Here is a 24,050-nt window from a genome sequence, read left to right on the forward strand (position 1 = left end):
GGTTCTTATAAGTGATAGAATTGTTACACATCTTTTTATGGTAATATGGGTATAATTCGATAGGGATTTATATTTTGGAGGTACATATGAAAAAGGTCGCTGTAATACAGGATTTATCATCTTTTGGGAAATGTTCTTTAACAGCCGCTATTCCAGTTCTTTCGGTTATGGGTGTGCAAGCTTGTCCTTTACCAACAGCAATATTATCTGCCCAAACAGATTATCCAAGCTTCTTTTACGAAGATTTCACATCTAAAATGCAATATTTCGAAGAGGAATGGAGCAAGCTGGAAATAACCTTTGATGGAATCTATACAGGCTTTGTTACGGGGCAAGAGCAAATTAACAACATATTCCGTTTCTTAGATAAATTTAAAAGTTCAGATACACTAGTACTTGTAGATCCAGTAATGGGCGATAAGGGTGAAGCATATAAGCTTTTTACCGAAGAACTTCTAGTGCAAATGAGAGAACTTGTTAAACGTGCAAATGTGATTACGCCAAATGTTACGGAATGCTGCTTGTTAACAGGCTTGTCTTATGAAAAACTACATAATTATTCAAATAAAGAAGACTTTATTAAAGCCCTTGAAGAAGCTGGAAATGCTTTGCAGCAACAAACTAAAGCAAAGATTATCGTTACTGGTGTAAATCCACCATCAAACAATATGGACAAGCAGTTTGTTGGCAATCTGTATTTGGACGGTACGGGTACTTTTTATAGTGAGATTCCATATAACGGTAAAAGCTATTCAGGTACAGGTGACTTGTTTGCATCAGTCGTTATGGGAAGTTTGATGCGGGGTGAAGATCTTCAAAAGTCGCTTCAACTTGCACAAGAATTTTTGACAGCAGCCATACATGATACTTATTTAGAAGGAACTCCTGAAGTAGAAGGTGTTAACTTTGAAAAATATTTGAAACTGTTACTATAATTTGGCTTTTTGTCGTTTTGTAATGGTGTTTTTAATTAATTAATGTAACGTGGGAGCCTCCAATATGCCCGAACACAGAAACGAAAGTAGAGAAAGGCAACATAGAATCAGCTAATGTTCCCTTTCTCCAAAATAAACTGTAAAAGGGAACAAAGAAGCCTCCCCAAACCCTAAGAAACTCCTAAGAAACCTATAGCTACGATTTGCTTTACAATATCTCCATAACCAAAAAAAGCCGAGGTATTAAACCTCAGCTTTTATCCATTCGATTGTTATACTTTTAAGTTCTACTGGACCCTCATCATATGAAGCTAAATGTCTTTTTACATCAATGTCTCGTAGGTTCGATATTGATGGAACTTCTAAACCGTTTTTTATTCCATTCTCTAGGGCATTTTTCATGCAGTTGCTTGCAATCCCAATAATATCATCTTCTGTGTGCCCCCCTGAAGAAGCTACAAACCCAGCATCAATTAAATCTGGAATTGTAATAAATACAGGAAAATCTCCGTCCTTTGTTTGATGATCCTCTACAGCAAAAATAACAGGATACGAATATACTTTTTTCATTTTTCTTCACCTCATAAATAATCATAATATAATAGAGTCGTTTATTGGTTGCCAATAAACGGTTGAAATACCTATTACTCAAATAGGAGAGTAAATTAAAACCGGACATCGCTTTATATAAGGGCTACTAGCTTTGAAATCATCCTTTCCCTTTGGAAAACGTCTAAATTTATTCTTGTTGAAGAAAAAATTGGTCAGCTAAATTTCAGGGAACATTTCCAATAACAGTTCCATTATTCATATAATAAAAAAGATTGATAGACTAACTAAATTCTGTTATAAAATTTGTAATCTGTCGTTTTACAAACTTTGTTGAAACAAGATTAAGGGGGGATTGGGATGGATTATACGCCAAAGGAGATTGCTGAAATCACCATACAAAAGGGTGTAGAGAAGGCAAGTATGTCGCTTCCAAACATGTTTTATTTAGGATTTTTAGGGGGAGCCTTCATATCACTTGGTTTTCTTGGATGTATTCGAATGATGGGTACGATGCCTGAAGAGTGGGGTAGCCTTGTGACGTTTATGGGGGCAAGTGTCTTTCCGCTCGGTTTAATATTAATTTTATTGGGTGGCGGAGAATTAGTAACAGGTAATATGATGTCAGTCAGCATGTCATATATGGCGAAGAAAGTAAGGTTAATGCAATTAATAAGAAATTGGTTTTGGATTACGCTATTTAATTTACTTGGTGCGCTATTTGTTGCATATTTTTTTGGACATTTTCTTGGATTAACAGAGGGAGCATTTTTAGAAAAAACCGTACAAACTGCTAATGGAAAGGTAACGGCTACTTTTTGGCAGGCTCTCGTTTCAGGTATTGGTTGTAATTGGCTTGTGGCAATGGCTGTTTGGTTATGTACGGGAGCTAAAACGTTTATAGGAAAGACTTTAGCAATTTGGTTTCCAATCATGGCCTTTGTTCTCATAGGCTTTCAACATGTTGTAGCAAATATGTTTATTATTCCGGCTGCTATATTTGCAGGGGAGCTTTCTTGGCTGCTGTTTATAAAAAATATACTTCCAGTGTTTTTAGGAAACGCAATTGGAGCTGTAATTTTTGTTAGCATGTTTTATTTTAATGCCTACATAAAGGTGAAAAATGAAGATCAACATAAAAGTAATGTGTAGCTGTATACATAGAACATGACCTTCTCCGAGTTTTCATTATTAAAGTATTTGTATACAAAAATAAAATTGTATCAAACTAGAAATTAATTGAAGAATGAAACTTGGAGGATTGAAATGGAGAACAATAAACAACCGAAGCCAGACAATCGCTTTAATAACGTGGAAAGATTACATGATATGATTGAGAATACGGAAGCAAAATTACATGAGGCTGAGATTAGTATGGAGTTTGCAAGCGCAGAGGAACGTGAAATGTTGAGCCAAAAAAACGAGCGTCGTAGAAACTCGATTGAAGCTATGAAAAAAGAAATGGAAGAAGAAATGGCTGCACGGAAAAATAGAGAAATATAAATAGCAACCTGATAAAGGGCGGATTCATAAAAAGGATTCGTTCTTTTTTATTATTCCGAATATAGTAAAAAATGCGTCATTTTACATAGATAATACTATACTGTTATAATTTATTGATATTGCTTCAACAGGTAATCTATTCTTAGAATTATAAGATAATTCAAAGTTTTGACTTATCGCATTCAAATAAGTACAGATGTAAATCATATAGAATATGTGTTTTTTATTATAATGGAGGTAACAAAATGGAATTGTTTGAAAGTATATTAAAAAATGTAAATACATTTTTATATTCTTACCTGTTAATCATTGTATTAGTTGGTGTAGGATTGTTTTTTACATTTAAAACAAGGTGTATTCAATTTCGATTAATCCCAGAAATGTTTAGGCTTTTAACAGAAAAATCACCCAAAGATCAAAAAGGGAAAAAGGGTATTTCATCTTTCCAGGCATTCACAATTTCTGCCGCTTCTCGTATTGGTACAGGTAATATTGCCGGGGTAGCAACTGCCATTGCACTAGGTGGACCTGGAGCTGTATTTTGGATGTGGATAATTGCTCTAATTGGCGGTGCATCTGCATTAATTGAAAGTACTTTAGCCCAAGTTTATAAAGTGAAGGATCCAATCACTGGAATGTATAAAGGTGGTCCAGCCTATTATATTGAAAAAGGGCTTAATAAAAAATGGATGGGTATCTTATTTGCGGTTGTTATTACATTGACTTATGGCTTTGTATTTAATGCAGTACAAGCAAATACGATTACAATCGCATTTGAAGAAAGTTTTGATACGAATCGCCTACTTGTAGGAATCATCATATCGATTTTAACGGCTATTATTGTGTTTGGCGGTTTGAAACGTATTGTAAATGTTACACAAATAATTGTGCCAGTTATGGCAATTGCTTATATTGCCATAGCATTAATAGTAGTAATTTTAAATATGACTGCGTTACCTGAAGTAATTATGCTTATATTTAAATCAGCATTTGGATTAGAAGAAGCCTTTGCTGGTATGATTGGGGCAGCGATTATGAATGGGATTAAACGTGGTTTATTCTCAAATGAAGCCGGGATGGGTTCTGCACCAAATGCAGCTGCAACGGCATCCGTTTCTCACCCAGTTAAACAAGGGTTAATTCAAGCGTTAGGTGTATTTATTGATACATTAGTTGTTTGTACTGCGACTGCAGCAATCGTATTACTAAGTGATGCATATCTTCAGTCTGATGCAGCATCAGTAAATTTAACACAGGCTTCATTAGTAGGTAGTTTAGGTGATTGGTCTGGAATATTTTTAGCGATTGCAGTCTTTTTATTTGCCTTTAGTACAATCATTGGTAACTATTATTACGGTGAAACAAATATTGGGTTTATTAAAGAATCTAAAACAGCATTGCTTTTATTCCGAATATTAGTTGTGGGCTTTGTGTTATTTGGTTCTATTGCAAAGGTTCAAGTAGTATGGGATTTAGCCGATTTATTTATGGCTATTATGGCACTGATTAACTTAATTGCGATTTTACTCCTTTGGAAAGTGGCGAAGCCCGTTATTAATGATTATTTAGAACAGCGAAAAAAAGGGAAAGACCCTGTGTTCTATAAGAAAAATGTTCCAAATATTGGCGATGTTGAATGCTGGGGAGACGAAGAAGACAAGCGATAATAGAGAAACTACTAAAACTCTCTGAACTATATCATGTAAAGAAACAGCAAGGTAAGGAATGGATGATAAAATTCAGTTCTTATTTTGCTGTTTTTTTAGTGAACATAGTATAGACCTACTTTACTGTAATAAGAAATTTTTTATCATTAAGCGTATATCTTCATGAATATAAGAAGTGATTCTGGTGAAAAATGTTATTAAGATATTCCACGGTAAAGGGATGATAGGATTGGAGCATCATCAGCATGTCGTAGAGAAGGAAACGAATGCAGCAGCGTCTTTGTCAATTTTGCTTGCGGTCTTAGGGTTTATATTAAGTTTAATTCCTCTAGTAGGTTGGATTCTAGCACCATTTTTTTGGGTATTAGCTATTCTTTTTGGTATGGTAGGATTGCATAAGGAAGTAAATCGGGGAGCGGCTATATTAGGAATAGCAATCGGGTTTGTGACATTTATGTATAAGATTGCTCTCATGCAAATATTTAGTTAGAACGATTTTACTACGAAAGTCCCTTTGGTCGTCCTATGGTAGGCAATTGCTTAGGAGCAACAATAAAGCCAACTCTAATCAAATGAGTTGGCTTTTATAATTAAAGAATAAAGCTATTAGATCGCCCAATCGCCATTACGGAAAATTGGAACAGTAGTACCGTCTTGTTTAATACCGTCTATATCCATTTGAGCAGAACCAATCATAAAGTCTACATGAACAGTTGATAGATTTAGTCCGCTAGCACGCAATTCATCTTGGCTCATTGTTGTGCCTCCCTGAATTGTCGTTGGATAAGCAGAGCCAATCGCAATATGATTTGATGCATTTTCATCAAATAATGTATTGAAAAATGTAATACCTGACTGTGAAATTGTAGACGGATCTGGAACAAGTGCAATTTCTCCTAATCCAGTGCCACCTTCATTATCAAATACGAGCTTTTTAATTGCCTCATCTCCCTTTTCAGCTGAGATATCGACAATTTTTCCATCCTTAAAATGTACTTCGATTCCTTCGATTAACGTACCAGCATAGCTGAGCGGCTTTGTGCTACGGACTACTCCATCCATACGACGTGTATCTGGAGCAGTAAACAACTCCTCAGTTGGCATGTTAGCGATAAATTCCTCACCCTTTGGATTATAGCTTTCAGCGCATACCCAAATATGGTTCTTAGGCAGCCCTAAAGTTAAATCCGTTCCAGGTGCAGTATAGTGAAGGGCATCGAATTGGATTTCGTTTAATTTTGCGGCTTTTTCATTTAATATCTTTTTATGTTCATCCCAAGCTTTAATAGGATCTTCTTCATAAACTCGGCAAGTTTTGAAAATTTGATCCCATAATGCAGCTACCTGTTCCTCAGCTGTTGCCAAATTAGGGAATACTTTAGCTGCCCAACCAGCTCCTGCAGCTGCTGCGACTGTCCATTTTAAATCATTATTTTGTGTCGCTTTACGCTGTACATGAAGGGCTTTCCCCATAATAGACTGATATGAAGCAACTTTTGTAGGGTCAACATCATTAAGTAGACCTGGGTCACTAGAGATAATTGATAATCGGCTAACGCGGTGATTCAATACATGATCCTCAGATTCCTCAATCTCATACGGTGGAATGTTTGTTAACACTTCCGTTGGTTGATGAACATAATGTAATTTTGTAATCTCGTCATCTGCCCATTTGACAATTACTTTTTCAGCACCTAATGCGTAAGCTTCCTTAGTAATTAATCTTGCAAGCATTACCTGATCTACATTTATAGTCATCTTAACCCAATCGCCTGGTTGTACATTAATTCCTATCGTAACTAAAAGCTTAGCGTATTTTTTCAAATTTTCTTCAAAATTGGCTAACATATTCGATTCCCCCAATAATGTGTCTTGTTACCAATATAGCACTAATACTTTAACTATAAAAATGAATGAACCCATCATTTAATTCTGACAAGTTTTTGAACAAATATGAAATTGTATGATACTTATTTTGTTTGCGACATATATATTGAAACTGCATGGGCACGATTTTTAGCTTCTAGCTTTAATAAGGCTGATTTAATATATTGCTTAATTGTTCCTTCACTTAAATCAAGTGTCTGTGCCATTTCCTTAGTGGATAAACCATTTGAAAGTGCTTTAAGTATCTCATTTTCTCTTGGACTTAGTTTAGGGTGTGAGTGATTAATAGGTTGGATTAGAAGTTCACCAGCAGTTTTTCCGAAGATAGATAGTTCTTCTATAAGCTTTGTTTCAATTTCAACATCCTGCTTACAAAATTCACTACATATATAAGCAATCGTTAAATTGTTAGCCACAATGGGAACAACTAGCAATGCCTTTAAAATATCATTTCGCTGATATCTACTTGTGATTTGAGTGATGATATCTTGGCCACGATAAAAAATCGGCCTGCGTTTCTCAACTGCTTGTCGAATAACCGTTAGTGCACGAATATCATCACGTATATAATTAAGGGATTGTAATTGTCCATCCACGAGCATAGCCACACCTTCGCCTACGTAACCAACGGGACTAAAGCGATAGAAGGATAGTTTTTCCCCTAAAAACAGCTTGTCAAACATACGCAAAATGTAACAGATCTGTTCCTCATGTGACTGTAAATGTACACCACCCTTCAATTTTTCTTTCATGATGAAAGGTAACATCTGCATATAATCACTCCCTTACATAAAAATATGCAAACGTTTACACAAAAAGTAGTAAATGACCATTAAAATTGCCTAATTTAGATAAAGGGAATTAGCTGAAATTGGGAATATGGATATGAAAAATAGTTTGATAGGATAAAGTTGCATACGAGGAGTCATGCAAATATATGGGAGAAAGGATGAAATTAGATGGGATTAACGAATAACGCCAAGGTCTATCTCGAAGGCTTTTACAGTGGACCCAAACTACAGGACTTAACAGCAGAACAAGTTCGTGCAGCTTTTGCGGCAGCACCTACTCCAGAAGGAATTGAAGTACCAAAAGTCACGAAAGTAGAAGATAGACAAATACCTGTTGATGGTGGGGAAATAACTGTACGTATTTACACACCAAAAGGGGAAGGTCCATTTCCACTATTCGTTTATTACCACGGTGGGGGATGGGTTATCGGAAATTTAGAAACATCAGATGCAGGGTGCCGCTTGTTAGCAGAAACCACAGGTAGAGTAGTTGTGTCTGTTGATTATCGATTAGCTCCTGAGTTTAAATTTCCAGTACCAGTAGAAGATTGCTATACCGCACTGAACTGGGTGTATAATCATACAGCAGAATTGAATGCAAATGCTGAAGATATTGTTGTTGGTGGAGATTCAGCTGGTGGAAATTTAGCAACAGTAATGAACATCCTAAGCAACGAAAAAAATGGTCCGAAAATCACTGCACAGGCATTAATTTATCCTGCTACAAATCTTAATTTCACAACTCCTTCATATGAAACATTTGCAAATGGATATGGACTTGATAAAGATTTAATGATTTGGTTTAGAGATTATTATGTAAATAGTGAAGAGGAATATAAAAATGTATATATTTCACCGTTATTATACGATGATGTAAGCGCTTTATCTCCTGCGATTATAGTAGCTGCAGACAATGACGTGTTAAAAGACGAAGGGGCACTGTATCGAGATAAGCTAAAAAAAGCAGGGGTAAAGGTAGATTACAAGATAGTACCAGATAGTATTCACGGATTCTTCAGCAATATGGCGTTTTTCGCAGAGGAAACGAAATCGACAGTTAATGCCATTGCAGATTTTTTAAAGACTTTAAACAAATAACCAAAGGGGGATTTTATGGGGGAAAAACAATTTGATGCAATTGTAGTCGGCGCCGGTTTTGCAGGACTTTATATGCTTCATAAACTTAGAGAGCGCGGATTAAAGGTTCGAGTAATTGAGGCTGCTGATGGTGTAGGAGGTACTTGGTATTGGAGTCGTTATCCTGGGGCGAGATGTGACTCTGATTCAATCTTCTATACTTTTACTTTCTCAAAAGAGTTATACCAAAAGTGGCGTTGGCCAGAACGATATTCCGCACAGCCGGATATCCTGAAGTACTTGAATTTCGTTGCGGATGAACTAAATTTAAGACCTGATATACAATTTGAAACTCGTGTTACAAAGGCAAGCTTTAATGACAAGAAAAAGAAATGGGAAATTGAAACAGATACAAATGAAAAATTAGAAGCAAAATATTTTATTAGTGGTGTTGGATGCTTATCAACAACAAATATTCCGCCATTTGAAGGGGTCGAAACATTTAAAGGAGAAAAGTATCATACAGGGCGTTGGCCACATGAAGGTGTAGACTTTACAGGGAAACGTGTCGTAATTATTGGGAATGGATCAAGTGGCGTACAAGCAATGCCAATTATTGCAAAACAGGCTAAAGAGCTTACGTTATTAATGCGCACACCTCACTATGTTGCAGAAGCGCGTAACCATCCATTAACAACGGAACAGCAGGATAAAGCAATGGCTAATTATGAATATATTCGAAATGCATTCTTCACTACTCCAGGTGGAATACATTCATACTCAACTGGGAAATCTGCTACTGAGCTTCCGCCAGAGGAACAAAAGAAACAGCTAGAATATGTTTGGGAATCAGGTGGTCTTGCGCTTGGTTCAGTATTTTCAGATGTAGGGGTAAGTAAAGAGACGAACTTTGTTGTTTCACAATTTGTTCGCGATAAAATTGATGAAATTGTAGAAGATCCTGAAGTAGCAAAAAAATTACATCCAGATTACTATATCACTACGAAACGATTAATCATCGGTACGAACTATTATGAAATTTTTAATGAAGACCATGTTAACCTTGTATCTTTAAAGGAAAATCCAATTGTCCGTATCGTTGAAAATGGAGTAGAGCTAGAAAATGGAACAATCGAGTGTGATGCGATTGTATTTGCAACTGGCTATGATTCCATGACTGGTTCCATTTTAAGAATGGACATTCGTGGACGCGATGGCCAACCGCTTAAAGAAAAGTGGGAAAATGGAAAAGTAGTAAAAACATATCTCGGCTTATCAGTTCAAAACTTCCCGAATTTCTTTATGATAACAGGACCTCAAAGCCCATCGGTATTAACTAATATGCCATCTTCTATAGAACAGCATGTTGATTGGATCGATAGATGTATTGAGTATTTAGAAGAAAATAATGTTCAAACAATAGAAGCAAAAGAAGATGCGGAAGTAGAATGGGCAAAACAATGTGATGATATTGCAAATACTACCTTATTCCCATATACGAATTCTTGGTATACGGGTGCCAACCTTGATGGCAGTACAAAACGTAGTGGTTTTGTCATTTACGTTGGGGGGTTAAACAATTATCGGAAAATATGTGATGAAGTGGCGGATAAAAACTATGAAGGCTTCCTATTAGACGGGGCTAATGTATTAAGTTAATAACTATAATATAAGAAATTTAAAGGGTGATTTCTATAAAAATATCACCCTTTTTTCAATTTTTAAAAAATAATTGAATAATAATTGGTATTCAAAGCTAGAATATATTGGTATTACTAATAAAAAAAGGGTTATTAGGAGGAAGGAATGGGTAGATTAATACATTTTGAAATTCACGTTAACGACATGGAAAGAGCAAAAAATTTTTATGGAGAAGTATTTGGTTGGAAGTTTGAGGATTGGAGTGACTATGCTGGGATGCCATACTTTGGTGCAGTAACTGGAGAAGATAATGAGATTGGAATAAACGGTGCACTCATGAAAAGACAAGGGCCAACCCCTGAACAAGGACAAGCTTTAAATGGATTTGCTTGCACAATGGGAGTGGATGATTACGATGCTACAGAATCAAAAATTCTAGAGCTTGGGGGAACTGTTGCACTACCAAAACATGCTCTACCAGGAATGGCATGGCAAGGATACTATATTGATTGTGAAGGAAATGTTTTTGGCATTCATCAAACAGATCAAAATGCAAAATAAATAAAAGACTTACAATTAAATAATGAAATCAAATATTAAAAACCCCCTTACTTTTTTTCAGTAAGGGGGGAGCTTGTTTCAAAAATTAATTTGCAGCTGCTTCTTTGCGTTTTTTTGCAATATCAGCTGTTGCCGTAAATAATACGTCAGAAGAAGAGTTAAGAGCAGTTTCACAAGAGTCTTGTAATACACCAATGATGAAGCCAACTCCAATCACTTGTGCCGCTATATCATCAGAAATACCAAGTAAACTACAAGCAAGTGGGATTAATAATAAGGAACCACCGGCAACACCTGAAGCTCCGGCAGCAGAAACCGCTGAAAGTACCATTAAAATAATTGCTGTCCAGATGTCTACTTCAACTCCAACCGTATGTGCAGCAGCTAATGTTAAAACAGAAATCGTAACAGCTGCACCAGCCATATTAATAGTAGCTCCTAATGGAATCGAAACAGAGTAAGTATCCTCGTTTAACCCTAGTTTTTTACAAAGGTTCATATTAACAGGGATATTTGCTGCAGAACTACGAGTAAAGAAGGCAGTCAAACCACTTTCCTTTAATGTAGCCCATACTAACGGATATGGATTTCTTCTTGTGAATATAAAAGAAATAATTGGATTTACCACTAATGCAACAAAGAACATTGCTCCAAGAAGTAATAATAATAATTGACCGTATTTTACTAATGAAGATAACCCATTAGTAGAGATTGCAGAGAACACAAGACCCATAATACCAAATGGAGCTAATTCAATTACCCATTTAACTATAGTTGTAATTGCATCTGAAACATTGGAAATCATCGTTTTTGTTGTATCAGCTGCTTTCCTTAGAATAAAACCGAGTAAAATTGCCCACATAAGAATTCCTAAATAGTTAGCACTTAATAATGCATTTACAGGATTATCTACTAGGTTATTTAATAATGTTTGAAGTACTTCTAAAATTCCTTCAGGAGGTGCAATATCCTCAGCGCCACTAGTTAGTATCATATTCACAGGAAAAAGAAAACTAGCAACTACTCCAACCGCACCAGCAGATATTGTCCCAATAACATAGAGTAAAATAACAGTTTTCATATTTGTTTCTTTTCCGCTAGTATGATTAGAAATAGCATGGATTACTAAGAATAAAACTAAAATTGGTGCAACGGCTTTAAGTGCACCTGTAAATAATGAACCGAAAATCGATACCCATTGTGATGAATCTGGTATAGTAACTGCCAGCAAAATACCTATTACTAGTCCCGCAAGTATGCGTAAGACTAGACTTATTTCAGTCCATTTAACTACGATGTTTTTCATGACTTACCTCCGATATTAATACAAACAAATTATATATTTTTAGAGCGAACAATTGTACTGCCCTAATGGACACTTTGATAGAGACAAGTTTATCATGAATAATTCAAAAGCGAAACAAGTAATTATTTCAAAATATAAAAAAATTAAAGATTATTTTGTAGGATATTTGAAAATAAAAGAATTGAGAATAAGAAAAGATATATTATCAAAATAATCTGAAAATTTATAATTATATTATTTTGAATTTTAAGAAAGTTATTCTGCTTTTTGATACAATAAATTAGGATAATCTATGAATTGTTAAATGAGGGGGAGAGTTCTTTGAAGAACATCGTCAAAGAAAAAATGCTAAAAGGGGAAAAAACGCTAGGAACATTTCATGAAATAGGCAGTGCATCTGCATTAGAGTGTATAGGCTATGCAGGTCTTGATTATGCCATTATTGATACTGAGCATGGTCCGTTTAGTGTAGAAACAACACAATCCTTAATTCGTGCTGCAAAGGTTTCAAATGTCACGCCTTTTGTTCGTGTAAAGGATGGAGAACGAAACTCCATATTAAAAACATTGGATGTTGGAGCAATGGGGATAATTATCCCGAATGTCCATACAGTTGAGGAAGTAAGGGAGATTGTAAAATACGGGAAATTTTATCCAATAGGTGAAAGAGGTATTGCGCCAACGAGTGGCAGTTCATTTTGGTACGCTGATTATGCAAAGCAAGGGTTAGAGCATTATTTCCAAGTGAGCAACAACGAAGCATTAATTATTCCACAATGTGAAACAGTTGGGTGTTTAGAAAATATTGAGGAAATCGTTCGTACTGAAGGCGTAGATGGTATTTTTATAGGTCCATATGATCTCTCAGCAGCACTAGGAAAACCTGGTCAGCTTGAAGATGAAGAGGTAAAAGCCGTAATTCAAAAAGTTGTGGATGCATGTAAGCTTGCCAATAAATTTTCTTTTATTTATGCTGGTTCCGAGGAAGCGGTAAAGAAATATTATGCTATGGGCATTGACTCTGTAACTTATAAAATGGACATTATTTTACTAACGGAAGCTTACCAAAAGCTATTAGCGAATATAAAATAAATCGAAAAAAAGGTGATTTGAAATTGGAATTAATTTCAGATCACCTTTATTCATCTATATATTTAGTTTCTTAGTTTCTTCTTGATAACGATTCAATACGTTCTGTAATTGGTTCAATTGTTCATTGTTTAATGGAATCATTGGTAATCGAACACCACCTACTTGAATTCCGTTTAAATTTAATGCTGCTTTTACTGATGTTGGATTTGGTGTTGCAAATAATACCTTCATAATTGGTAAAAGTCTTCGATGGTCTTTCGCTGCATCCTTCACATGACCCATTTCAAATTTTTTGATCATTGTTTGCATTTCGTTACCGATAATGTGAGAAGCAACAGAGATAACACCTGTTCCACCAATTGATAGTACTGGTAACGTTAAACCGTCATCACCACTGTATAATAAAAAGTCCTCAGATGTATTTTCGATAATTTCAGCCATTGCATCTAAATTGCCGCTTGCTTCTTTAATTGCAACAATATTAGGAATTTTTGAAAGCTGAATGACTGTATCAACAGATAAGTTGATCACGCTTCTTCCAGGAATGTTATATAAAATAATAGGTAAATTCGTTGCTGCTGCAATTGCTTTAAAATGCTCATACATGCCTTCTTGTGAAGGTTTGTTATAGTATGGTGTAACAAGCATAATGCCATCTACACCTGCATTTTCCGCTTCTACCGTTAACTCTATTGAGGCCTTCGTATTATACGAACCAGTGCCTGCAATGACAGGTACTCTCCCATCAACGGTTTTAACAACGAATTTAAATAGTTCCACTTTTTCCTTTTCTGTTAATGTTGGGGATTCTCCTGTAGTACCAGAAACGACTAAACCATCCGTACCATTTGCAATTAAATACTCAATTAAATTTTTTGTAGCTGGAAAATCAATTTCACCTTGACTATCGAATGGCGTCACCATAGCAGTTAAAATTTTTCCGAAATACATAACTTCTCCACATCCTTAAATTTATTTTTTAAATTAAGAGGAGAAGGGCGTAAGTACAAAAACGCAAAAAAGCAACAACGAGGGCTCGTTGTTGCAATAGAAACAAATATCATTTCGTTTGCGTAAGATAGCCCTCCATATAGTTTCCTATATGACAGTCCTGCATTTATTCAACGTCAGAACCAGCTTCAAGATGAGTGAGAGTCTTAAAGCTTCGGCAAATTCCCCTTTCCATAATAATCTTAGGATCTCATCATCCTCATATTATGTAATAATGGTCTTTGCGCCTCTATCCTTACTTCAAAATTTTTGAAATAAGTAATTATTTAATTATCCAAATAGTACCTCTTTTTAATTGGAAATGCAATGCTTTTACCAATAAAAAACATCGACAAATTAATAAACATTTTGACAAGTACGAAAATTTAGGGGAATTTTATTAAACATTTATTTGTTTTGGAAGATTCATATTTTGTTTTTTTATCAAAATCACAAAAAGACTAGCCAATACACAGAAAACACCAGCCAAGAAAAACGCCCATGTATACGTGTTAAAGTATTTATAAATAAGCCCTCCACCAAATGCTGCAACTGCTGCACCAATTTGATGAGAGGCAAATATCCAGCCATAAATAATTCCACTTTTTTTAATGCCGAATATTTGTCTGGAAATACTGATTGTTGGTGGTACAGTGGCAATCCAATCTAAACCATAGAAAATGGTAAAGACGATTAGCATTACGTAAGAACCTTTAGTTAGAGCGAATGGTAGTAAAACAAGTGAGGCTCCTCGTAATCCATAATACCAGAATAATAGCCACCGATTATCAAATCGGTCAGAGAGCCATCCAGATAGTGTCGTACCTAATAAATTAAAGATACCCATAAAAGAAAGAAATGAAGCTGCAGTAACTAATGGTATTCCAAAGCTAATACAAAGAGAGATAAAATGTGTACCAACTAGTCCGTTTGTTGAGAGTCCACAAATAAAGAAGCTACCTGCTAATAACCAGAATTCCTTAATTTTTAAGGCTTCAATCAATCCTTTAAAAGCGATTATTATTGGATTTTCTTTTTTCGTATCAATTTCTTCTGGAACATCTTTTTCTAATCCGTATGGAAGAAGCCCTATTTCTCTAGGTGAATTTCTCATAAAGAGAAAGATAAAGAAAAACATAATGACACTTAGGGCCATAATTAATCCGATGGCATGACGCCATGAATACGCTTCGATTATTGCTGCTAACACTGGTAAAAGAATGAGCTGTCCGGCAGCAGTACTTGAAGTAAGTATTCCAACGACTAGCCCCCGTTTTTTCTCAAACCAATGATTTGCAATATAGGGACTTAATACAGTTAGGAATACACTTGAACCTAGACCGAAAATGAATCCCCAAATAATTATTAATTGCCATGGTTCATGCATGAACAACGTAAGGATAGTTCCGACCATAAGTGTAGCCATTGAAATGGTCATCATTTTCTTTAAACCTATAATCTCTAACAAGGCTGCCATAATTGGTCCAGATAATCCATATAAAAATAAAGTTATACCAAAGGCAAGTGAAATAATCGAACGATCCCAACCGAATTCTTGTTCTAATGGTGTTAAAAAGACACCTGTAGAGGAAATAACAATTCCAGCTACGATATTTGTAAAAAAGGTAATGACTAATATAACCCAACTGTAGTGAATGCGTCTCAAAAATTCTCACCTAGTTTCTGTTTGAATAGAAAAAATGAAAATAAAAGCTATAATTCTGTTAAAAAATACAATTCTCTTAATTAATCACTATTATGCAGTTAGGTAATTTGAAAAGTAAATAAAAAGAATTGGTGTATTGGAGGGTTTTTTAGTAGAGATAGGTGAGAGTAAGCTTATTTGGTGAATCTATTTGCATAGCTACTTGCTACAAAGGAATAGGGCTTTATTTTCGCCTCTAGCCCAATTGAATTCATGCGAGAAATCATCTCTTTTACGAAAATACTTGTTTTATTTCTTTTTCCTGAACCGATGTCAATATGACCTTCAATGGAAAAGCTAGCGCCTTTTAAAATATGTGGGAGTACAATATGAAACAAACGGTCTTTTTCTTCTTTATTAAACATGGATACGACTTCTTCTGTTAAAGTTGTTTCGAAGGAAATCCGCTCGTGCAAATTTTTCATCTTCCGTGGAACAATTACTTTTCGAAAGCAAGCCCAGACTCCTTTTCTTTCCTGCTGTATAACAATGCCAGTTATAAATTTTGTATGGGTTGCATGAACTTGTGAATCTGTTCCAAACATTAATTTAAAACTTCCGGTGGGGTCTTTTTCCATGAATTGAACAATATAGCGAAAGACTTGCTCAAAGGACATATGTTTTTGACTTAAGTTTTGAAAGGTTTGATCAAAAACATATTTATTTTTCATTTGTTCCTACCTTTCCTTTTTCGTTATTCACTCATTAAATTCTATTAGTGAAATAATAAAAAAATTAATCAAAAGAAAATTTTGATTTTGTGTCTGAAAACGATGGAGTTGTGCATCATAAATGGAAAATAGGGTAAAGGTGGCTTGGGCATGAAAAATTTAAGTCGGCTTTTAATGATGATAATCCTTTTTGGAATGGGATCTCATTTATTTACTTTTAATGTAGGAGCTTCTGAAGTTTCATCTGCAAAGGTTATTACTGAAAACTACAAGGAAGCATTTTTAAAGTATCCTCAAGTAACTGGACTTAAGAATAGTGAAGGACAGAAAAAGATAAATGGTGTACTCCATGAACATATCCAATCATCCTACAAAGCTTATTTGAAATTGATGGAGGAAATGGAGAACTATAAAAAAGGGGTTGATTGCAAAAAGCAAGCACCAATCTGTGAATATAGTTATTCAACATATTATGATGTGAAATATAATCAGGATGGAAGAGTGAGTATTTTATTTTATGATGCAACATATTCCGGTGGAGCACATGGCCTTGAAGGTGTGACAACTTACAATTTCAATTTAAAGACTGGAAAAAAATATTCACTCGATGATTTGGTATCCGATCAATCAAAATATATAGATATAACCGATTATGTAAGAAAATATATGAGAGAGCATCAAGAAATTTTCTTTGATGAAGGTATTCTTAAAGACTTTTTAGTTAATAAAGATACACAATTTTATTTCACAGACGAAGGTATTGATTTGATCTTCCAGCAATATGAGGTTGCACCCTATGCCGTAGGTCACCCAACCATTAGTATCCCTAGCTCCTTATTTGAATAAGCGGAAAAAGAAAAATCCTCTGAATACAAAAAGATTCAGAGGATTATTGATGTGTAATTGTAATTATAGTTCCCTTTTTTTCATTATACTATTTAGTGTCTTAAACTAAGAATTTATGGATATTGATTTAGGTGAATAACCAGGACCCTGAATATGAGTTACAGTTCCTGTAGAAGGATTTACTATCCCAACATGACCCGTAATCCCTTTACAGCATTTACATGAGAAGTAGAAACATTAAATGCTAAAATTAGTATCAAAGTTGTAAAGAATAACATTGTTGTTTTTAATGTTCTTTTCATTGATAGTTCATCCCCTTTATTGTAAAATACTTACAATGATAGTATATAAAATATCACCCTGTTCAACAACTATAATTTACTTTTTTTGAAAAAATAAAGGAAGATAATAAGATATGAAGAAAAGTTGGTTGTTACCTATTGTTTTCTTTTTCCTTTTTATAGGAACTCTAATATATTTCAACTATCAAAATTATAAGTATGGAAGTAGAGAGAATAGAGAAGAATTATTAGTAGCAGTTATGTTTGATGTAATTGAAAATCGCTCTATTACAGAAGAAGAAGTAAAAGATATAGAGGTTTTTCGTTCACAGGCAGGAGTTTATCCTTTTTTTTATAATGTTCAGGTAACATTGAACAATGGAGATAGAATGCTTTATAGGTGGTCCGATAAAGAAAAAAGCAATCTTTCTATTACAGATTATCCTAATGAAAATAAGTAAACTATTACTACTCCCTTTGAGTGGTATGAGAAATCTAGTAGGGCTTTTTGGATAATTCTACATAGTTTTCAACACTTATAAAAATAGAGACAATATACAGAGGGGCCAAATGGCTGCTCTTTTTTACGTTCTAATTATGCAAGATTCTATGCAAAAAGAGGGGAGAAAAAGGGGGTACGAATAAAAAAATGAACTCTTTCTAAAGCTGACCAGCAAAAAAGAAAGAGTTCACTTTTTTTCATTATACTATTTAGTGCCAATCGCATTAAGCGATCACATAATCATTGTATCATTTTTCAGATTTTCGATAATGGCATTTTTAACTTCTTCTAAATTGGCTGTACCACCTAAATCACCTGTTTTAATACCAGAAGCTAATGTTGTCTCGATGGCATTTAAGACACGATCTCCAGCATTTGAGTGTCCTAAAAAATCTAACATCATCTTACCTGTCCAAATTTGACCGATTGGATTAGCGATTCCTTTTCCTGCAATGTCAGGCGCTGAGCCATGAACAGGTTCAAACATTGATGGATATTCTCGCTCTATATTTAGATTGGCTGCTGGGGCGATACCAATACTTCCCATAATGGCACCACCTAGATCAGTTAAAATATCACCAAACAAATTAGAAGCAACGATTACATTGAATGCATGTGGTTTCATGACAAAAAACGCTGCTAGAGCATCAATATGATTAGATACAGATTGAACTTCAGGATAATCTTTTTTTACATCATCAAATACTTCATCCCAAAATGGCATCGAGTATGTAAGACCGTTAGATTTTGTAGCACTTGTCACATGCCCCTTTGAATTTTTAGCTAGTTCAAAAGCATAGCGCATTGCTCTTTCAGTTGCTTTTCTAGTGAATACAGCGTTTTGAATGGCAATTTCATCAGATCCACTATGCATACGACCACCGCTATCTGAATATTCACCTTCAGAATTTTCTCTGACAACTGTAATATCAAAGTTTTGAGGGTTTTTCAAAGGTGATTCTAAGCCTGCTAAAAGTTTTGCTGGTCTTACGTTAATGGATTGCTTCATTCCTCTGCGAATTTTTATCAATAGTCCCCAAAGAGATATGTGGTCGGGAACAAGTTCTGGCATCCCGACGGCTCCTAAAAATATTTGATCATATTGCTTTAATGTTTCAAGCCCATCCTCAGGCATCATGACACCATGCTCTAAATAATAATCACAGCCCCATGGAAAATAAGTCCACTCAAATTGAAAGCTCCCATCCAGCTTTGCAACTTCGTCTAAAACTTCTATTGCTGCTGGAACGACCTCTTTACCAATGCCATCGCCAGCTATTACAGCAATTTTATATGTATTCAAATTAAAAACCCCTTTTATTTAATTTTCTAAAAATATACCATAATATTTGAATTATAAATAGAAATGAAATTATATTACTCTAATTTTGTTAATAGATTTGTTAATAAATAGGGAATTTAACTATCTGATCAAGTAAATCAGAATTATTTGGGGGACGTGTGAGAAAATAGAATATTTTAACTAGGGAGAGGAAAACCACTTACTTTTCCATAGCTCAGCGGGTAAATTCATAACTTGTCCCGTTTAAAACATCGGGCACATCACATTTTGGAATGAACGAGACAAGTTCAGGGCCTATTATTTACATATGGAGTATGTATATTATTGTAATATTATTTTTTTTGAAGAACAAAAAACTGAATCACACAACCGATTAAAACTAATAGCACGACTACAAGGATGAGATATTGTAAATTTAGCACTAGTAGGTCCCAACCGTGTATAAGTGTCAACCATAAGTCAACTAAAATTATGAAAGCAATAAGTATTAATAGAAATTTATTAAACTTAGAATCTTTCCTTATGACGATAGATTTGACCATTTGCCATAATAAGATGATTAAAATTGCAATCCCTATAAGCCATAGGACTGTAGGGATTAGTAAATTTCCAAAAAAACTGACTTCATCATTTTCCTTGAAAACAATTTCTGCTAATGACGTACCGGACTCCATTTCCTTCATTAATGGCAGCGACAGCCATCTAGAAGAGAGAAATACAAAAAAGGCTAAGGCTAGTCCAACTGAATATAGCATCAAATCGAAACTATCATTTGGTTTCTTTGTCACTAAGGTCTATCCCCCTTATATCGATTAATAATGGTAATAAAATGTATGTTTATAGAAAGAAATTTAACACGAATGATAGGCATTTATTTTGAGTAGAAAACAATGAAGCTTGATGGTTTGAATTTGGTGCTTTAATGAGGAATAGAAATAACCTTGAATTGACATAATTTTTCAATTATTTATACATTTTTTAATGGTAAACATTTAAAATAGAAAAATAGACACTGTTTATTAAACTATAAAATTCATAGCATAAGCATGGATATTGAGGAAAAGGAGATGTATTCATGAAGGTATTAGTGATAGGGAAAGAGGATCGCTATTTAAAGTATATGCCTGATAAAGACATAGCCAAAAATGCGGAGTTAATCATTTGTCCGATTGGCACAAGTGATGAAGTGTTAATTGAAAAGGGAAAAGAAGCTGAATATTTAATTGTAGATGCAATTGGATCCGTTAGTAAAAAAGTTATTGAGCATCTTCCAAAATTAAAATTAATTCATTCTGAAGGTGTAGGTTATAACGGTATTGACATACAGACTGCAAAAGAAAAAGGTGTTTTTGTATGTAATAATAAGGGAATTAATGCAGGCGCCGTTGCTGAACAAACGATCCTACTAATGCTAGGGTTACTTCGCGATGTGGTTACGGGAGATCAAAAAGTTCGTGAAGGTCTCCAAATACAAACAAAAGAAAAAGCGATGGTTGAAGGAATTACAGAGCTGGCAGATTGTAAAATTGGTTTAGTTGGATTTGGTGATATTGCAAAAGCTACTGCAAAACGCCTCACCCCTTTTGAGTGTGAGCTATATTATTGGAATAGAACGAGACAATCGAAAGAAATCGAGGAAGAATATGGTGTCTCTTATTTAGAATTAGATGAATTAGTAAAAGAATGTGATTTTATTAGTCTTCATGTTGCAGTGACAGAGGAAACAACGGAAATCATTAATAAAGAGTTTTTAAAAAAAATGAAAAAATCTGCATATGTAATTAATACTGCACGTGGTGAATTAGTTGATAATGTAGCAATGAGAGAAGCGTTAATTAATGGAGAAATAAAAGGAGCAGGTTTTGATACAGTACATCCTGAACCAACTCAAAAAGATAATCCACTCGTTGCATTACCAGAAGAAGTGGCACATAAGGTAATCTTCTCACCTCACATTGGAGGAATAACAAGAAGTACATTTTATCGAGCACATTTAAACATTTGGTCTAATATTGAACTTGTTGAAAATAACAAAAGACCAAATTATATTGTGAATGGATTATAATAAATAAAATTAGTATATGAATTAGGGGGAAAACACATTATGTACCAATTTGCAGATCGTATGGGACAAGTTTCCACAAGTGCAATTCGTGAAATTTTTAAAGCAATGGCAGATCCAGAAATTATTTCTTTTGGTGGGGGGAGTCCAGCAAATCAATCCTTTCCAATAGATGTAATAAAGGATATTACAGAAAAAGCATTAACTGAAAAAGGACCACAAGTATTACAATATGGTATTACAGAAGGATGGCCTGCTTTAAGACAAGCTTATGTTGAGCATATTGCAAAGCCCAAAGGAATTGAAGCGGCAGTTGAGAATGTCATTGTGACAACAGGTGCATCCCAAGGAATTCAACTATTAGCTGATGTTTTTCTAAATCCGGGTGATGTTGTATTAGTAGAATCTCCAACTTTTTTAGGTGTATTCTCTGTCTTTAATAAATACTTTGTAAAATGCGTACCAGTTGCGATGGATGAACATGGTTTAATCGTTGAAGATTTAGAAGCAAAAATTAAAGAACATAATCCTAAAATGCTTTATACAATTCCTACATTCCAAAATCCAACAGGTCGTACATTACCAGTAGATCGTCGTCAAAAGGTAGCAGAACTTGCATCACAAAATAACCTAATCGTATTAGAAGATGATCCATACTGTGATTTACGCTATAAAGGTGAAGTTGTTCCAAATATAAAAATGTTCGATAAAACAGGGCATGTTGTTCTATTAAATAGTTTTGCTAAAATTATTTCTCCAGGGTTACGTGTTGGTACAATTTTAGCAGAGACAGAAATCATTCAAAAATTAGCAGTAGCAAAGCAAGGTGCGGATACACATACAGCAAACTTATCACAGGAAATTTGCGCGGAATTTTTAAATCGTGGTCTTTTACCAGGTCATCTTGAAAAAATAAAACCGATGTATGAGGTTCGTCTAAATACAATGCTAAGTGCAATAAAAAAATACTTCCCAGAAGGTACGAAATATACTGAACCAGATGGGGGATTATTTGTTTGGGTTGAATTACCTGGTGAACCAGACGTGCTTGAATTATTTAAAAAATCTGCATCGGATTATAAAGTGGCCTTTGTACCGGGAATTCATTTCTGTAAAAACCCTGAGGATGGCATTAGACACTTACGCCTGAATTTCTCCTCTAGTACACCTGAACAAATTGAAGAAGGAATTAAACGATTAGGTGAATTGTTTTCAAAAGAATTAGCTAAATAAATGATTCAAAGCTCCTAAAGTACCCGGTTTTTAGGAGCTTCGTTCTTTTATATGTAATTTAATTTTAAAAATACTTGGTTATTATTATCAATAGTTACTAAATATTAAAATGTATTAAAAACACCTGCTTGTGCATTCTAAATGACATAAGGAGGTGAGAAGGATGGCTTCTAACAATAACGGAAATTCAAATAAGTTAGTTTTCCCTGGGGCGCAAGCTGCAATGGATCAAATGAAATATGAGATTGCACAAGAGTTTGGTGTTCAACTATCAGCGGATAATTCTTCACGAGCTAATGGATCAGTAGGTGGAGAGATTACCAAACGCCTTGTGCAAATGGCTGAAGCGCAATTAAAAGGAAGAACACCTAGCGAATAATGAGTTTTAAGAGGTTGATTCAAGCTGATTTGAATCAGCCTCTTTAATTTCTAATAAAGTTATCGACAAGTATTATACAGAATATTCACTTTCGATAAGAGAAATTTTATCATATAACATTTTATTTATAGGGACATTTATATTATATTTAGCGGCGTATTGTAGAACTGTTCCAGAGAACAATTCCACCTCACTAAGACGTTTAGCATCGACATCTTGAGCCATGGAGGGTTTTCCTTTTGGATTCAAGGTGCTAAGAATATTTAACCAGTATTCGATGTCAGCTTCTGTTAATTCAATACCTTCTTTAGCAGCTATTTTAATGACTTCTCTCATAGCGGCAATCATTGTATCACGTGCTACACCATCTTGTTGCACTTCTCCGTAGTTGCTTTTATAAATGGCGACAGTTTGATTAACTCCTACATTCAGCATAAATTTACTCCACAATCGACGTCTCATATTTGTTTCAATTTCATGAGGAAGTTCCGTTTCGTTGAAAAATGCATCTACTGCTTTCGTATTTTCAGAAAGGATTCCAGGTTCCTTATCCCCAAATACTAATAGTCCTATGTGATCGTAGGATAATTGATTGCCTACTTTAACCGCATCCATTCCTTGTCCAACACAGTATAAAACCTTATCCTCCCCATAAGCATCTTCAATCATTTTTTCGCTAATAATTCCATTTAAGGCAGACATGAAGATAGTATTTTCACCGACATGATTCTTAACAGATTTTATGGCATCCTCTAATCCATCAAACTTCACGGTAAATAAAAGTAAATCGGCAGGCTCAACTACTTCCTCTGGCGTTACATAATGAAAATCACAAAGTTCACCGTTACAGTAAATACCTTCGATTTGATACCTTTTTATTCTATCTTTATCAGCGATAATTCTTACCCGACCTTTAGGTAATTTCTTCGATAAATGCTGTGCATACATAATTCCTAATGCACCTAAACCGATAATTGATACAGTTTTAATCTCCATAGGCTACGACCCTTCCAATTTAAATATTTCAGATATTTCTAAAAATACTAATAATAATTTTATCAGAAAAATG

24 protein-coding genes and 1 riboswitch are annotated in these 24,050 nt (G+C 34.7%); of the genes, 14 read left to right on the forward strand and 10 right to left on the reverse strand.

The features are described 5' to 3' along the window. Positions 1-86 precede the first annotated feature (86 nt). The gene (locus CD30_RS08235; protein WP_036175130.1) at positions 87-935 is read left to right on the forward strand and encodes a pyridoxamine kinase; all 849 of its coding nucleotides are present in this window, start codon (positions 87-89) and stop codon (positions 933-935) included. A gap of 243 nt (positions 936-1,178) precedes the next feature. Here CD30_RS08235 and CD30_RS08240 read toward each other — a convergent pair whose 3' ends face one another. Continuing rightward, a complete protein-coding gene (locus tag CD30_RS08240; RefSeq protein ID WP_036175133.1) occupies positions 1,179-1,505 on the reverse strand; it encodes a hypothetical protein in 327 nt (108 codons plus the stop codon). 339 nt (positions 1,506-1,844) lie between these two features. Here CD30_RS08240 and CD30_RS08245 point away from each other — a divergent pair, with 339 nt between their 5' ends. The 4 genes from CD30_RS08245 (at position 1,845) to CD30_RS08260 (ending at position 5,144) form a co-directional block, all read left to right on the forward strand. Continuing rightward, the gene (locus tag CD30_RS08245) at positions 1,845-2,636 is read left to right on the forward strand and encodes a formate/nitrite transporter family protein (RefSeq protein ID WP_036175136.1); all 792 of its coding nucleotides are present in this window, start codon (positions 1,845-1,847) and stop codon (positions 2,634-2,636) included. 114 nt (positions 2,637-2,750) lie between these two features. Continuing rightward, on the forward strand, positions 2,751-2,987 hold the full coding sequence (locus CD30_RS08250) for a small acid-soluble spore protein Tlp (RefSeq protein WP_036175139.1): 237 nt from the start codon (positions 2,751-2,753) through the stop codon (positions 2,985-2,987). 245 nt (positions 2,988-3,232) lie between these two features. Continuing rightward, on the forward strand, positions 3,233-4,654 hold the full coding sequence (locus tag CD30_RS08255) for an alanine/glycine:cation symporter family protein (protein WP_036175142.1): 1,422 nt from the start codon (positions 3,233-3,235) through the stop codon (positions 4,652-4,654). Between the two features lie 184 nt (positions 4,655-4,838). Continuing rightward, positions 4,839-5,144 (forward strand): hypothetical protein, encoded by a 306-nt coding sequence (locus CD30_RS08260; RefSeq protein WP_052126100.1) that lies wholly within the window; start codon positions 4,839-4,841, stop codon positions 5,142-5,144. Between the two features lie 116 nt (positions 5,145-5,260). On the opposite strand, the gene CD30_RS08265 is transcribed toward CD30_RS08260, so the two are convergent. Beyond that, a complete protein-coding gene (locus tag CD30_RS08265; protein ID WP_036175145.1) occupies positions 5,261-6,502 on the reverse strand; it encodes an aminopeptidase in 1,242 nt (413 codons plus the stop codon). A gap of 122 nt (positions 6,503-6,624) precedes the next feature. Beyond that, the gene (locus tag CD30_RS08270) at positions 6,625-7,314 is read right to left on the reverse strand and encodes a response regulator transcription factor (protein ID WP_036175148.1); all 690 of its coding nucleotides are present in this window, start codon (positions 7,312-7,314) and stop codon (positions 6,625-6,627) included. Between the two features lie 186 nt (positions 7,315-7,500). Here CD30_RS08270 and CD30_RS08275 point away from each other — a divergent pair, with 186 nt between their 5' ends. The 3 genes from CD30_RS08275 (at position 7,501) to CD30_RS08285 (ending at position 10,611) form a co-directional block, all read left to right on the forward strand. Beyond that, on the forward strand, positions 7,501-8,430 hold the full coding sequence (locus CD30_RS08275; RefSeq protein WP_036175151.1) for an alpha/beta hydrolase: 930 nt from the start codon (positions 7,501-7,503) through the stop codon (positions 8,428-8,430). A 15-nt stretch (positions 8,431-8,445) separates the two neighbouring features. Beyond that, positions 8,446-10,068 carry a flavin-containing monooxygenase gene (locus tag CD30_RS08280; RefSeq protein ID WP_036175154.1) on the forward strand — a complete coding sequence of 541 codons (1,623 nt, stop codon included), beginning with the start codon at positions 8,446-8,448 and terminating at the stop codon, positions 10,066-10,068. 147 nt (positions 10,069-10,215) lie between these two features. After that, a complete protein-coding gene (locus CD30_RS08285; RefSeq protein ID WP_036175157.1) occupies positions 10,216-10,611 on the forward strand; it encodes a VOC family protein in 396 nt (131 codons plus the stop codon). Between the two features lie 85 nt (positions 10,612-10,696). On the opposite strand, the gene sstT is transcribed toward CD30_RS08285, so the two are convergent. After that, positions 10,697-11,917 carry a serine/threonine transporter SstT gene (gene sstT / locus CD30_RS08290; RefSeq protein ID WP_036175161.1) on the reverse strand — a complete coding sequence of 407 codons (1,221 nt, stop codon included), beginning with the start codon at positions 11,915-11,917 and terminating at the stop codon, positions 10,697-10,699. Positions 11,918-12,238: 321 nt separating this feature from the next. Between sstT and CD30_RS08295 the strand changes: the two genes are divergently transcribed. Beyond that, positions 12,239-13,009 carry an HpcH/HpaI aldolase family protein gene (locus tag CD30_RS08295; protein WP_052126101.1) on the forward strand — a complete coding sequence of 257 codons (771 nt, stop codon included), beginning with the start codon at positions 12,239-12,241 and terminating at the stop codon, positions 13,007-13,009. A 54-nt stretch (positions 13,010-13,063) separates the two neighbouring features. Here the strand turns inward: CD30_RS08295 and dapA are convergent, their stop codons facing one another. The 3 genes from dapA to CD30_RS08310 all read right to left on the reverse strand — a co-directional run bounded on the left by dapA (position 13,064) and on the right by CD30_RS08310 (position 16,375). Then, on the reverse strand, positions 13,064-13,960 hold the full coding sequence (gene dapA / locus CD30_RS08300; protein WP_052126102.1) for a 4-hydroxy-tetrahydrodipicolinate synthase: 897 nt from the start codon (positions 13,958-13,960) through the stop codon (positions 13,064-13,066). A 120-nt stretch (positions 13,961-14,080) separates the two neighbouring features. Continuing rightward, positions 14,081-14,260, reverse strand: a riboswitch (Lysine riboswitch). A 139-nt stretch (positions 14,261-14,399) separates the two neighbouring features. Then, complete coding sequence (locus CD30_RS08305) at positions 14,400-15,665, reverse strand: MFS transporter (protein ID WP_036175164.1); 1,266 nt, start codon at positions 15,663-15,665, stop codon at positions 14,400-14,402. A 173-nt stretch (positions 15,666-15,838) separates the two neighbouring features. Further along, complete coding sequence (locus CD30_RS08310; RefSeq protein ID WP_036175167.1) at positions 15,839-16,375, reverse strand: ribonuclease H-like YkuK family protein; 537 nt, start codon at positions 16,373-16,375, stop codon at positions 15,839-15,841. A gap of 150 nt (positions 16,376-16,525) precedes the next feature. Here CD30_RS08310 and CD30_RS08315 point away from each other — a divergent pair, with 150 nt between their 5' ends. Next, positions 16,526-17,221 carry a DUF3298 and DUF4163 domain-containing protein gene (locus CD30_RS08315; RefSeq protein WP_036175170.1) on the forward strand — a complete coding sequence of 232 codons (696 nt, stop codon included), beginning with the start codon at positions 16,526-16,528 and terminating at the stop codon, positions 17,219-17,221. A gap of 415 nt (positions 17,222-17,636) precedes the next feature. Next, positions 17,637-17,963 carry a hypothetical protein gene (locus CD30_RS08320; RefSeq protein WP_036175173.1) on the forward strand — a complete coding sequence of 109 codons (327 nt, stop codon included), beginning with the start codon at positions 17,637-17,639 and terminating at the stop codon, positions 17,961-17,963. Between the two features lie 273 nt (positions 17,964-18,236). On the opposite strand, the gene CD30_RS08325 is transcribed toward CD30_RS08320, so the two are convergent. Together CD30_RS08325 and CD30_RS08330 are read right to left on the reverse strand one after the other, a co-directional pair. Further along, the gene (locus CD30_RS08325; protein WP_036175176.1) at positions 18,237-19,307 is read right to left on the reverse strand and encodes a tartrate dehydrogenase; all 1,071 of its coding nucleotides are present in this window, start codon (positions 19,305-19,307) and stop codon (positions 18,237-18,239) included. 332 nt (positions 19,308-19,639) lie between these two features. Next, the gene (locus CD30_RS08330; RefSeq protein ID WP_036175179.1) at positions 19,640-20,095 is read right to left on the reverse strand and encodes a hypothetical protein; all 456 of its coding nucleotides are present in this window, start codon (positions 20,093-20,095) and stop codon (positions 19,640-19,642) included. Between the two features lie 287 nt (positions 20,096-20,382). Between CD30_RS08330 and CD30_RS08335 the strand changes: the two genes are divergently transcribed. The 3 genes from CD30_RS08335 to CD30_RS08345 all read left to right on the forward strand — a co-directional run bounded on the left by CD30_RS08335 (position 20,383) and on the right by CD30_RS08345 (position 22,981). Further along, positions 20,383-21,372, forward strand: a complete 990-nt coding sequence (locus CD30_RS08335) for a 2-hydroxyacid dehydrogenase (RefSeq protein ID WP_036175182.1) — start codon at positions 20,383-20,385, stop codon at positions 21,370-21,372. Positions 21,373-21,411: 39 nt separating this feature from the next. Then, entirely contained in the window at positions 21,412-22,602 is a 1,191-nt protein-coding gene (locus CD30_RS08340; protein ID WP_036175184.1) for an aminotransferase-like domain-containing protein, read from the forward strand. 163 nt (positions 22,603-22,765) lie between these two features. Continuing rightward, positions 22,766-22,981 (forward strand): alpha/beta-type small acid-soluble spore protein, encoded by a 216-nt coding sequence (locus CD30_RS08345; protein WP_036175187.1) that lies wholly within the window; start codon positions 22,766-22,768, stop codon positions 22,979-22,981. Between the two features lie 72 nt (positions 22,982-23,053). Here the strand turns inward: CD30_RS08345 and CD30_RS08350 are convergent, their stop codons facing one another. After that, on the reverse strand, positions 23,054-23,977 hold the full coding sequence (locus CD30_RS08350) for a ketopantoate reductase family protein (RefSeq protein WP_036175190.1): 924 nt from the start codon (positions 23,975-23,977) through the stop codon (positions 23,054-23,056). Positions 23,978-24,050 lie beyond the last annotated feature (73 nt).

This window comes from Ureibacillus massiliensis 4400831 = CIP 108448 = CCUG 49529 (genome assembly GCF_000772965.1).
Lineage (GTDB): Bacteria > Bacillota > Bacilli > Bacillales_A > Planococcaceae > Ureibacillus > Ureibacillus massiliensis.

Excerpts from the sequence above, each read along its gene's own strand:
- CD30_RS08235 (WP_036175130.1), top strand. The coding sequence starts at position 87 with ATGAAAAAGGTCGCTGTAATACAGGATTTATCATCTTTTGGGAAATGT.
- CD30_RS08240 (WP_036175133.1), bottom strand. The coding sequence starts at position 1,505 with ATGAAAAAAGTATATTCGTATCCTGTTATTTTTGCTGTAGAGGATCAT.
- CD30_RS08245 (WP_036175136.1), top strand. The coding sequence starts at position 1,845 with ATGGATTATACGCCAAAGGAGATTGCTGAAATCACCATACAAAAGGGT.
- CD30_RS08250 (WP_036175139.1), top strand. The coding sequence starts at position 2,751 with ATGGAGAACAATAAACAACCGAAGCCAGACAATCGCTTTAATAACGTG.
- CD30_RS08255 (WP_036175142.1), top strand. The coding sequence starts at position 3,233 with ATGGAATTGTTTGAAAGTATATTAAAAAATGTAAATACATTTTTATAT.
- CD30_RS08265 (WP_036175145.1), bottom strand. The coding sequence starts at position 6,502 with ATGTTAGCCAATTTTGAAGAAAATTTGAAAAAATACGCTAAGCTTTTA.
- CD30_RS08270 (WP_036175148.1), bottom strand. The coding sequence starts at position 7,314 with ATGCAGATGTTACCTTTCATCATGAAAGAAAAATTGAAGGGTGGTGTA.
- CD30_RS08275 (WP_036175151.1), top strand. The coding sequence starts at position 7,501 with ATGGGATTAACGAATAACGCCAAGGTCTATCTCGAAGGCTTTTACAGT.
- CD30_RS08280 (WP_036175154.1), top strand. The coding sequence starts at position 8,446 with ATGGGGGAAAAACAATTTGATGCAATTGTAGTCGGCGCCGGTTTTGCA.
- CD30_RS08285 (WP_036175157.1), top strand. The coding sequence starts at position 10,216 with ATGGGTAGATTAATACATTTTGAAATTCACGTTAACGACATGGAAAGA.
- sstT (WP_036175161.1), bottom strand. The coding sequence starts at position 11,917 with ATGAAAAACATCGTAGTTAAATGGACTGAAATAAGTCTAGTCTTACGC.
- dapA (WP_052126102.1), bottom strand. The coding sequence starts at position 13,960 with ATGTATTTCGGAAAAATTTTAACTGCTATGGTGACGCCATTCGATAGT.
- CD30_RS08310 (WP_036175167.1), bottom strand. The coding sequence starts at position 16,375 with ATGAAAAATAAATATGTTTTTGATCAAACCTTTCAAAACTTAAGTCAA.
- CD30_RS08315 (WP_036175170.1), top strand. The coding sequence starts at position 16,526 with ATGAAAAATTTAAGTCGGCTTTTAATGATGATAATCCTTTTTGGAATG.
- CD30_RS08320 (WP_036175173.1), top strand. The coding sequence starts at position 17,637 with ATGAAGAAAAGTTGGTTGTTACCTATTGTTTTCTTTTTCCTTTTTATA.
- CD30_RS08335 (WP_036175182.1), top strand. The coding sequence starts at position 20,383 with ATGAAGGTATTAGTGATAGGGAAAGAGGATCGCTATTTAAAGTATATG.
- CD30_RS08340 (WP_036175184.1), top strand. The coding sequence starts at position 21,412 with ATGTACCAATTTGCAGATCGTATGGGACAAGTTTCCACAAGTGCAATT.
- CD30_RS08345 (WP_036175187.1), top strand. The coding sequence starts at position 22,766 with ATGGCTTCTAACAATAACGGAAATTCAAATAAGTTAGTTTTCCCTGGG.
- CD30_RS08350 (WP_036175190.1), bottom strand. The coding sequence starts at position 23,977 with ATGGAGATTAAAACTGTATCAATTATCGGTTTAGGTGCATTAGGAATT.